Raw genomic sequence first — 9,787 nt, forward strand, 5'->3', positions numbered from 1 at the left:
TTCTATTCTCCTAAAATCTTCACGATTTCCTGGAACACATCATCGATATCTACAGTGCCGTCAACTTCTTTTAAAATACCTGAATTCTTGTAGTAATCGATAAGCGGCTGTGTCTGTTCGTGGTACACATTGAGACGTTTCTGAACTGTTTCCGGTTTGTCGTCATCCCTGAGAATCAGCTCTTTCCCACATGTATCGCAGACATTTTCCACTTTCGGCGCCGCGTACACAAGATGATATGTAGCTCCGCATCCGACACAGGCTCTTCTTCCGCCCATCCGATTTACGATGTTTTCATCCGGTACTTCCACGTCAATGGCATAGTCCATCTTATCTCCAAAAGAAGCAAGGGCTTTATCAAGCGCTTCTGCCTGCGGGATCGTTCTCGGGAATCCGTCCAGAACATATCCGTTTTTGCAGTCATCCTGCTTTACACGGTCAACTACGAGGTCTACAACGAGTTCGTCCGGTACAAGCAGGCCCTGATCCATATACTCTTTTGCTTTCTTTCCAAGTTCTGTCCCTTCCTTGATATTCGCACGGAAGATATCTCCTGTGGAAATATGTGGAATCTCATACTTTGCTGCGATCTTTTTCGCCTGTGTGCCTTTTCCTGCACCCGGAGCACCTAACATAATCACTTTCATTTTGTGTCCCTCCATAATATCTCTTTATAGAACTTTAACTCGCGAAAAAGGTTTCCGCGAGCTAAAATCATCAGGTATTTAAGAATCCTTTGTAATTACGAACAAGCATCATAGATTCCACTTTCTTGATCGTCTCAAGAACAACACCCACAATAATAATCAGGGATGTTCCTCCGAAAGATACATTGGCACCAAAGACGCCGTTAAAGAAAAACGGGATAACCTGCACAATTACAAGTCCGCAGGCACCGATAAAAATGATGTTGTTCAGGATCTTTGTCAAATATTCTACAGTAGGTCTTCCCGGACGAATACCGAGGATGAACCCGCCGCTCTTTTTCATATTGTTTGCAATCTCCATCGGATTGAATGTAATACTCGTGTAGAAATATGCAAAGAATATTGTCAAAAGAATATATACGAGCAGCCCCCATGAATATTGGATCTGGGATGGGTTGCACCAGTTGTTGGAACTCAGTCCCTTCAGGATCTCGCTTCCAATACCGTCGCCGTTGCCTTTTCCAAGAAAGGCAGCGATGACAACCGGAAACTGCATCAGAGAAGATGCGAAGATAACCGGAATAACGCCGGCTGTATTTACCTTGAGAGGGATGCTGGTCGTCTGGCCGCCCATTGTCTTTCTTCCGATCACTTTCTGTGAATACTGTACCGGAATTTTTCTAACAGCGTCCTGAAGGACGATGACAAATACGACGACTACAAGAAGAACCGCCAAAATAATCAGAGCTGCAAGTCCTCCTGTGGCAAGGCTTTTCCCTTTGATAAACTGCTCATATAAGGTAATAAAATCACTTGGCACACGAGAAATGATGTTGATAAGAAGAACGATGGAAATACCGTTTCCGACACCATTTTCTGTGATACGCTCACCGATCCACATCAGTAAAGTAGAACCTGCCGTCAATGTGAGAACAACTACCGCTGCGTTCACAAAGTTGAATTCTATCAGAAGTCCCTGACGTCCAAATCCTACTGCCATAGCTGTGGACTCTACCAATGCCAGCACGACCGTAAGATAACGGGTAATAGCTGTCATTTTCTTTCTTCCTTCTTCTCCTTCTTTCTGCATCTCTTCCAGTTTCGGAATCGCGATGGTCATAAGCTGGACAATAATGGAAGATGTAATATAAGGAGTAATACTCAGCGCAAACACCGACATCTGCGTGAAAGAACCGCCGGTAAATGCATTAAAAAAGTTAAATGCATCACCGGTCTGGCTCGCGAAGAAGTCCTGGATATATGTCGGATCCACGCCCGGTGTAGGCAGCTCAGAGCCGAGTCTTACTACAATCAGCATCAAAAATGTGAAGAACAGTCTTTTTCTGATCTCTTCAATCTGAAATGCCCTACGGACTGTCTGCAGCAATTAGATCACCTCTGCTTTTCCACCAAGTGCTTCAATTTTAGCCTTTGCGCTTTCGCTGAAAGCATTAGCCTGAACTGTAAGTTTTTTGGTTAATTCTCCATTTCCAAGAATCTTTACTCCGTCTTTCGGATTCTTAATAATTCCGTTTTCGATTAATGTTGCAACAGATACAACTGCATCATTTTCGAATGCTTCCAATACACTTAAGTTAACAGCTACGATTTCCTTAGAGTTTCTGCAAGTGAAACCTCTCTTCGGAATACGTCTGTATAATGGCATCTGTCCACCTTCAAATCCCGGTCTTGGTGCTCCGGAACGAGCTTTCTGACCTTTGTGTCCTTTTCCGGCAGTCTTACCATTTCCTGAACCGTGACCACGGCCTCTTCTGAAATTATCGCTGTGTTTTGAACCATCAGCTGGTCTTAAATTTGATAAGTCCATTATGACACCTCCTTATCTTTCAATTAAGCTTCTTCTTCCACTTTTACTAAATGTCTAATCTGCTGTACCATGCCTCTTGTCGCTGCATTATCCGGAAGCACAACTGTTTTGTGCATCTTCTTCAGTCCTAATGCTTCAACTGTCTTTTTATGCTTCGGAATGGCACCGATTGTTGATTTCACTAATGTGATTTTCAAATTTGCCATGTGAACCGTCCTCCTTAGCCTACGATCTCTTCGATAGATTTCCCGCGAAGTCTTGCCACATCTTCCGGTGTCTTTACATTTGCAAGACCATTCAGTGTAGCGAGAACAACGTTCTGTTTGTTGTTAGAACCTAAAGATTTTGTACGGATGTTTTTGATACCTGCCATTTCGATTACGGCACGCGCCGGACCTCCGGCGATAACTCCGGTACCTTCCGGTGCTGTCTTCAGAAGCACTGTAGCACTTCCGTATTTTCCATAAATATCGTGAGTGATGCTTTCTTCGTTATTAAGAGCAACAGTGATCAGGTTCTTCATTGCATCTTCTTTCCCTTTGCGGATTGCTTCCGGGATTTCTGCTGCTTTACCCAGTCCTGCTCCAACGTGTCCTTTTCCGTCGCCAACAACTACTAAAGCTGTGAATCTGAAGTGACGGCCACCTTTAACAACTTTGGTTACACGTTTGATTGACACTACTTTTTCATTCAATTCTAACTGACTAGCATCAATATGATTACGTCTCATCTGTGTTTTCCTCCTCAACTTCTAGAATTCCAGTCCAGCTTCTCTAGCTGCATCAGCTAATGCTTTGATCTTTCCCTGATATATGAAGCCGCCTCTGTCAAAGACAACTGTAGTAATACCTTTTTCCAGGGCTTTCTTTGCAATTACCGTACCAAGATATGCTGCTGCTTCAACATTGTTGGTCTTTTCCAGTTCTGCTTTCACGTCTTTCTGAAGAGTGGAAGCTGATACCAGAGTGTTTCCAACTGTATCATCGATGATCTGAGCATACATATGATTGTTGCTTCTGAATACAGCAAGACGTGGTCTCTCAGCAGTACCGCTGAAACGGTTGCGTAATTTTCTATGTTTATTTAAACGAACTTCGCTTCTTGATTTTTTGCTAACCATTTTCACACTCTCCTTACTTATTTCTTACCAGTTTTACCAACTTTACGTCTGATTACTTCATCAGCATACTTGATACCTTTGCCCTTGTACGGTTCCGGTCTTCTCTTATCTCTGATTTCAGCTGCGTATTGGCCAACTTTTTCTTTACTGATACCTTTAACAATGATTTTGTTCTGTCCTTCCAGAACTGTCTCGATGCCTTCCGGATCTTCCATTTCTACCGGATGAGAATATCCAAGGTTTAATGTAAGTTTCTTTCCAGCTTTTGCAGCTCTGTAACCTACACCGTTTACTTCAAGAACCTTCTGATATCCTTCTGTAACACCGATCACCATGTTGTAAATCAGTGTTCTTGTAAGACCATGTAAAGATTTCATCTTTTTCAAATCGTTCGGTCTTGTTACCACGATTGTATTGTCTTCTTTTTTGATTTCCATTTCTACAGGAAGTTCTCTCACGAGAGTTCCCTTCGGACCTGTTACAGTCACTTTGTTGTTTTCTGCGATTTCAACAGTTACTCCTTCCGGAATTGCAACCGGAAGTCTTCCGATACGTGACATAACGTATACCTCCTAAACTTAAATTTTCGGAGCGGTCTTTGCCGCTCTGTTTTCAGTTGCTTTCGGCCTACCAAATGAAGCAGAGTACTTCTCCGCCGACACCGAGTTCTCTTGCTTTTTTATCTGTTACAACACCATGGTTGGTAGAGATGACTGCTGTTCCAAGTCCTCCAAGTACTCTCGGAAGATCTTCTTTTCCAGCGTACACACGCAGACCCGGTTTGGAAATTCTCTTTAATCCTGTGATAACCTTTTCGTTCTTATCTGCGCCGTATTTTAATGTAATTCTGATCGTCTTGAAGTTTCCGTCTTCAACGAGATCGTATTTTTCAATATATCCTTCATCTGCAAGGATGTCTGCGATTGCGACTTTCATCTTGGAAGCCGGCACGTCTACTGTATCATGTTTTGCAGTATTTGCATTACGGATTCTTGTAAGCATATCTGCGATTGGATCACTCATAGTCATTTTCAGTTTCCTCCTTGTGGAATGCTAATTCTAAAATTTACTGACTGCGGATATCCTTTTTCAAGGAAGTTCTCCGGCATCTGTCGGAGAGCAGCCCCAAGCCTCGCGAATCCCTGTAAAGGGATTCTGCAAAGCCGATTTGTGGCTTACCAGCTTGCCTTCTTAACTCCCGGGATTTCTCCTTTATATGCTAATTCACGGAAGCAGATACGGCAAATACCATATTTTCTTAAATATGCATGCGGACGACCGCAGATTTTGCAGCGATTATATTCTCTTGTAGAGAATTTCTGTTTGCGCTGCTGTTTGATTTTCATAGATGTCTTTGCCATGATTCTCCTCCTTTACTACTTTGCGAATGGCATGTTGAACTGTTTCAGTAATTCACGAGCTTCTTCGTCTGTCTTAGCTGTTGTAACGAAGATTACGTCCATACCGCGAACTTTGTCAACTTTGTCATATTCGATTTCAGGGAAAATCAACTGTTCTTTGATTCCAAGAGCGTAGTTACCTCTTCCGTCAAATGCGTTCGGGTTTACCCCTCTGAAGTCACGTACACGAGGAAGTGCAAGGTTGATCAGACGATCAACGAACTCGTACATTTTTTCTCCTCTTAATGTAACTTTACATCCGATCGGCATACCTTCTCTGATCTTGAAGTTCGCTACAGAATTTTTAGCTCTTGTCACAACTGCTTTCTGTCCTGTGATCTTTTCCATATCAGCAATAGCAGCTTCAAGAAGCTTTGCATTGTCTTTTGCTTCGCCTACACCCATGTTGAGAACAACTTTGTCAAGCTTCGGCACTTCCATAATGTTTTTATATCCAAATTTCTTTACCAGAGCGTCTACGATTTCATTCTGGTACTGTTCTTTTAATCTACTCAAAGCGATGGACCTCCTTTCCCGAATTAATCAATAACTTCGCCTGTTGATTTTGCAAAACGAACTTTTTTGTCTCCGTCCATCTTGAAACCTACTCTTGTAGCTTTTCCTTTGTGAACGTACATTACGTTAGATGCATCAATAGGTCCTTCCTGGTGTACGATACCGCCATTCTGATTAGCAGCACTTGGTTTTGTGTGCTTTGTCAGCATGTTGACACCTTCAACCAGAACTTTTCCGTCCTTTTTGTTAACAGCAATTACTTTGCCTTCTTTGTCTTTATCTTTTCCGGCGATGACTTTGACTGTGTCGCCCTTTTTAATTTTCATCGTTGACATTCTCAGGTACCTCCTTATAATACTTCCGGAGCCAGAGATACGATTTTCATGAACTGTTTCTCACGAAGCTCTCTTGCTACTGGTCCAAAAATACGAGTTCCTCTTGGGTTCTTGTCTTCTTTTATAATAACAGCAGCATTTTCATCGAATTTGATGTAAGAACCATCTTTACGACGTGCGCCTCTTACAGTACGAACAACTACGGCCTTTACAACATCGCCCTTTTTAACAACGCCGCCTGGTGTTGCATCTTTGACAGACGCAACGATGATGTCGCCGATATTCGCATATCTTCTTGTAGAACCGCCCATAACACGGATACAAAGTAATTCTTTAGCACCTGTGTTATCTGCCACTTTTAATCTGCTTTCTTGCTGAATCATGCAGGTAACCTCCTTATATTCTGCTTCCTAGTGAAATTATCTCACTTTCTCCATTACTTCCACAAGTCTCCATCTCTTGTCTTTGGACAGCGGTCTTGTTTCCATAACTTTTACTTTATCTCCAATGTTGCATTCGTTGTTTTCGTCATGTGCTTTCAGTTTGTAAGTTCTCTTCACGATCTTGTTGTAAAGCGGGTGTTTCACATGGTCTTCAACTGCAACGACGATTGTTTTGTCCATTTTGTTGCTGACAACCTTACCAACTCTTGTTTTTCTCAGGTTTCTTTCCACGATCTATTCCCTCCTTACTGAGCCTTAGCCATTTCTGTGATCACTGTCTGGATTCTGGCAATATTTTTTCTTACTTCTTTGATTCTGCTTGTATTGTCAAGCTGATTCGTTGCGTTCTGGAATCTCAGGTTAAAGAGCTCCTTTTTAGCAGCTACTAATTCTTCATTTAACTCTGCAACTGATTTTGTTCTTAAATCTTCTACAAATGCATTAATTTTCACTGTTATCACCGCCTTCTAAATCTGCGCGAGAAACGATTTTACATTTACAAGGTAATTTGTGCATTGCAAGACGCAGCGCTTCACGTGCAACTTCTTCCGGAACTCCCGCAAGTTCGAACATAACACGTCCTGGTTTTACAACTGCTACCCAGTATTCAAGAGTACCTTTACCGGAACCCATACGCGTTTCAGCTGGTTTTGTAGTTACTGGTTTATCTGGGAAGATCTTGATCCAAACTTTACCACCACGTTTGATGTAACGTGTCATCGCAATACGGGCAGCTTCAATCTGGTTGGAACGGATCCAGCACGGTTCCGTTGCTACAAGACCAAATTCACCGTTAGTGATCTTATTTCCGCGTAAAGCCTTTCCTCTCATGGAGCCACGGAACTGTTTACGACGTTTTACTCTTTTTGGCATTAACATTATTTATCGCTCCCTTCCTTATCTGCTTTTGTCGGAAGAACCTCGCCTTTGTAAATCCAAACCTTTACACCGACTTTTCCGTAAGTTGTGTCAGCTTCTGCGAATCCATAATCAATGTCTGCTCTCAGTGTCTGAAGCGGAATTGTTCCTTCGCTGTAGAACTCTGTACGAGCCATATCAGCTCCGCCGAGACGTCCGGAAACAGATGTCTTCACACCAAGTGCTCCTGATTTCATTGTTCTTGACATGCAGGATTTCATAGCACGTCTGAATGAAATACGGTTTTCCAGCTGCTGTGCGATGTTTTCAGCTACTAACTGAGCATCTTTATCTGGTCTTTTTACTTCTTTGATGTCTACGATTAATTTTTTGTTTGTGAATTTAGCAAGTTCTGCTTTCACTTTCTCAATCTCAGAACCACCCTTACCGATTACTACACCAGGTTTTGCTGTGTAGATGATGATTTTCACACGGTCAGATGCTCTTTCGATCTCGATCTTGGAAACACCTGCACTGTATAATTTCTTTTTCAGAAATGTTCTGATCTTGTTATCTTCTACCAGGTTATCTGCAAAGTCTTTTTCTGCGTACCATCTAGAATCCCATTCTTTGATAACGCCGACTCTTAAACCATGTGGATTAACTTTCTGTCCCATGAGTGTCCTCCTTATCTTTCATTCAGCACGATTGTGATATGGCTCATTCTCTTTTCGATTCTGTAAGCTCTACCCTGTGCTCTCGGTCTGATTCTCTTCATTGTTGGTCCTTTGTTTGCATAACACTCTTCGATATAAAGGTTCTCAACGTTCATACCGTTGTTGTTCTCAGCATTTGCGATTGCTGATTTCAATAATTTCTCTATTACGCTTGAAGCATATCTTGGATTATAAGCTAAAATACCAAGTGCTGTCTGTACATCCTTACCTCTGATGGCATCCAAAACGTAGCATGCTTTCTGAACAGAGACTCTAGCGTAAGAAATCTTAGCTGATGGTCTTGTGTCTTTCTGCTCGTTTCTTTCTCTCTTGATTTGGGATCTATGTCCTTTTGCCATGGATGAACCCTCCTTCCGAATAATCTAATCTATATTATCTGACTTTTGACTTCTTCTCGTCTTTTCCGTGTCCTCTGTATGTTCTTGTTGCAACGAACTCTCCGAGTTTGTGTCCAACCATATCTTCTGTCACATACACCGGTACATGTTTTCTTCCGTCGTGAACAGCGATTGTGTGTCCAACAAATGACGGGAAGATTGTAGAACGACGTGACCATGTCTTAATAACTGATTTATCACCTGCAGCGTTCATAGCATCTACTTTTTTCAGTAAGCTGGCATCTGCAAATGGTCCTTTTTTAAGTGAGCGAGCCATAGGTTCTAACCTCCTTGTAAACTAAATTATTTGATTGCTTTACCGTCTCTTCTTCTTACGATCATCTTGTTAGAAGCTTTGTTTTTCTTACGTGTCTTAAGACCAAGTGCCGGTTTACCCCATGGAGTACATGGACCTGGACGACCGATACCAGTCTTACCTTCACCACCACCGTGCGGATGGTCGTTCGGGTTCATAACAGAACCGCGGACAGTAGGTCTGATACCCATGTGACGCTTACGTCCTGCTTTACCAACGTTGATCAGGCTGTGATCTCCGTTTCCTACGACACCGATAGATGCTCTACAAATGATTGGAACCATTCTCATCTCACCGGATGGAAGTCTAAGTGTTGCGTATTTTCCTTCTTTCGCCATCAACTGAGCGCTGTTTCCTGCTGAACGAACCATCTGTCCGCCTTTTCCAGGATATAACTCGATGTTGTGGATCTGTGTACCAACTGGGATTTCAGAAAGTGGCAGGCAGTTTCCTACTCTTACCTCTGCTTCTGCTCCGTTCATAACTGTCATTCCGTCTTTTAATCCTTCTGGTGCAAGGATGTAAGCTTTCTCTCCGTCTGCGTAGCAGATCAGTGCGATGTTAGCTGTTCTGTTCGGATCGTACTCGATTCCGATTACAGTTGCCGGAATTCCGTCTTTTCTTCTCTTGAAGTCGATAATTCTATATTTCTTTTTAGCTCCGCCTCCGCGGTGTCTTACAGTGATTTTACCCTGGTTGTTACGACCAGCTTTTCTATTTTTAGATTCCAGTAAGGATTTCTCAGGAGTTGTTTTTGTGATCTCAGAGAAATCAGATCCTGTCATCTGTCTTCTGGAAGGTGTATATGGGTTGTATACTTTAATTCCCATTACTGTCTCTCCTTTCATTTTTCCTAATTATTTGTTTCACGGATTTGCACCGTTTAATGTCAAATCTTACAGTCCTTCAAAGATTTCGATATCTGCGCTCTCTTCTGTTAACTGTACAATTGCTTTCTTTGTCTTAGCTGTTTTTCCGAATGTCATTCCACGTCTTTTTGTTTTCCCGTCAAGGTTCATTGTGTTGACGCTTTTTACTTTTGTTCCTGCGAACATTTTTTCAACAGCTTCTTTAATCTGAGATTTTGTAGCATCTGTGTGTACCTGGAAAGTGTATTTCTTATCAGCCATCATTTCCATGCTCTTCTCAGTGATTACCGGTTTAAGGATTACATCATAATACTGAATGTTTGCCATTATGCGTACACCTC

Annotated in this window: 20 protein-coding genes; all 20 read right to left on the reverse strand. The window is 42.2% G+C overall.

Going from position 1 to position 9,787, the window contains the following annotated elements; genetic code table 11:
- Positions 1-2: 2 nt before the first annotated feature.
- Positions 3-647, reverse strand: a complete 645-nt coding sequence (locus ACLROL_RS08665; protein WP_087201601.1) for an adenylate kinase — start codon at positions 645-647, stop codon at positions 3-5.
- A gap of 70 nt (positions 648-717) precedes the next feature.
- Positions 718-2,034 (reverse strand): preprotein translocase subunit SecY, encoded by a 1,317-nt coding sequence (secY, locus tag ACLROL_RS08670; RefSeq protein WP_221919769.1) that lies wholly within the window; start codon positions 2,032-2,034, stop codon positions 718-720.
- A complete protein-coding gene (rplO, locus tag ACLROL_RS08675; protein ID WP_087201598.1) occupies positions 2,035-2,475 on the reverse strand; it encodes a 50S ribosomal protein L15 in 441 nt (146 codons plus the stop codon).
- Positions 2,476-2,498: 23 nt separating this feature from the next.
- Positions 2,499-2,681 (reverse strand): 50S ribosomal protein L30, encoded by a 183-nt coding sequence (rpmD, locus tag ACLROL_RS08680; protein WP_087201597.1) that lies wholly within the window; start codon positions 2,679-2,681, stop codon positions 2,499-2,501.
- 14 nt (positions 2,682-2,695) lie between these two features.
- Complete coding sequence (gene rpsE, locus ACLROL_RS08685) at positions 2,696-3,205, reverse strand: 30S ribosomal protein S5 (protein ID WP_087201596.1); 510 nt, start codon at positions 3,203-3,205, stop codon at positions 2,696-2,698.
- 21 nt (positions 3,206-3,226) lie between these two features.
- Positions 3,227-3,595 (reverse strand): 50S ribosomal protein L18, encoded by a 369-nt coding sequence (gene rplR, locus ACLROL_RS08690; RefSeq protein WP_087201595.1) that lies wholly within the window; start codon positions 3,593-3,595, stop codon positions 3,227-3,229.
- 17 nt (positions 3,596-3,612) lie between these two features.
- Positions 3,613-4,155 (reverse strand): 50S ribosomal protein L6, encoded by a 543-nt coding sequence (gene rplF / locus ACLROL_RS08695; RefSeq protein WP_087201592.1) that lies wholly within the window; start codon positions 4,153-4,155, stop codon positions 3,613-3,615.
- A 67-nt stretch (positions 4,156-4,222) separates the two neighbouring features.
- Positions 4,223-4,624 (reverse strand): 30S ribosomal protein S8, encoded by a 402-nt coding sequence (gene rpsH / locus ACLROL_RS08700; protein WP_087201590.1) that lies wholly within the window; start codon positions 4,622-4,624, stop codon positions 4,223-4,225.
- A 146-nt stretch (positions 4,625-4,770) separates the two neighbouring features.
- The gene (locus ACLROL_RS08705; RefSeq protein ID WP_087201587.1) at positions 4,771-4,956 is read right to left on the reverse strand and encodes a type Z 30S ribosomal protein S14; all 186 of its coding nucleotides are present in this window, start codon (positions 4,954-4,956) and stop codon (positions 4,771-4,773) included.
- 15 nt (positions 4,957-4,971) lie between these two features.
- A complete protein-coding gene (gene rplE / locus ACLROL_RS08710) occupies positions 4,972-5,511 on the reverse strand; it encodes a 50S ribosomal protein L5 (protein ID WP_221919768.1) in 540 nt (179 codons plus the stop codon).
- 23 nt (positions 5,512-5,534) lie between these two features.
- A complete protein-coding gene (rplX, locus tag ACLROL_RS08715; protein WP_087201583.1) occupies positions 5,535-5,846 on the reverse strand; it encodes a 50S ribosomal protein L24 in 312 nt (103 codons plus the stop codon).
- 14 nt (positions 5,847-5,860) lie between these two features.
- The gene (gene rplN / locus ACLROL_RS08720) at positions 5,861-6,229 is read right to left on the reverse strand and encodes a 50S ribosomal protein L14 (protein WP_087201582.1); all 369 of its coding nucleotides are present in this window, start codon (positions 6,227-6,229) and stop codon (positions 5,861-5,863) included.
- A gap of 36 nt (positions 6,230-6,265) precedes the next feature.
- A complete protein-coding gene (gene rpsQ, locus ACLROL_RS08725; protein ID WP_087201580.1) occupies positions 6,266-6,523 on the reverse strand; it encodes a 30S ribosomal protein S17 in 258 nt (85 codons plus the stop codon).
- Between the two features lie 11 nt (positions 6,524-6,534).
- Positions 6,535-6,741: a 50S ribosomal protein L29 gene (gene rpmC, locus ACLROL_RS08730; RefSeq protein ID WP_087201578.1), complete on the reverse strand. Its 207-nt coding sequence runs from the start codon at positions 6,739-6,741 to the stop codon at positions 6,535-6,537.
- Positions 6,731-7,168: a 50S ribosomal protein L16 gene (rplP, locus tag ACLROL_RS08735; RefSeq protein WP_087201576.1), complete on the reverse strand. Its 438-nt coding sequence runs from the start codon at positions 7,166-7,168 to the stop codon at positions 6,731-6,733. The genes rpmC and rplP overlap by 11 nt, the downstream gene beginning before the upstream one ends.
- A complete protein-coding gene (gene rpsC / locus ACLROL_RS08740; RefSeq protein ID WP_173864017.1) occupies positions 7,168-7,824 on the reverse strand; it encodes a 30S ribosomal protein S3 in 657 nt (218 codons plus the stop codon). The genes rplP and rpsC overlap by 1 nt, the downstream gene beginning before the upstream one ends.
- A gap of 11 nt (positions 7,825-7,835) precedes the next feature.
- On the reverse strand, positions 7,836-8,222 hold the full coding sequence (gene rplV / locus ACLROL_RS08745; protein ID WP_004843607.1) for a 50S ribosomal protein L22: 387 nt from the start codon (positions 8,220-8,222) through the stop codon (positions 7,836-7,838).
- Between the two features lie 34 nt (positions 8,223-8,256).
- Complete coding sequence (rpsS, locus tag ACLROL_RS08750) at positions 8,257-8,538, reverse strand: 30S ribosomal protein S19 (RefSeq protein ID WP_004843609.1); 282 nt, start codon at positions 8,536-8,538, stop codon at positions 8,257-8,259.
- Positions 8,539-8,564: 26 nt separating this feature from the next.
- A complete protein-coding gene (gene rplB / locus ACLROL_RS08755) occupies positions 8,565-9,407 on the reverse strand; it encodes a 50S ribosomal protein L2 (RefSeq protein ID WP_009245094.1) in 843 nt (280 codons plus the stop codon).
- Positions 9,408-9,473: 66 nt separating this feature from the next.
- A complete protein-coding gene (rplW, locus tag ACLROL_RS08760; protein WP_004843611.1) occupies positions 9,474-9,773 on the reverse strand; it encodes a 50S ribosomal protein L23 in 300 nt (99 codons plus the stop codon).
- Positions 9,774-9,787 lie beyond the last annotated feature (14 nt).

This window comes from Sellimonas sp. (assembly GCF_047234585.1).
GTDB lineage: Bacteria > Bacillota > Clostridia > Lachnospirales > Lachnospiraceae > Sellimonas > Sellimonas caecigallum.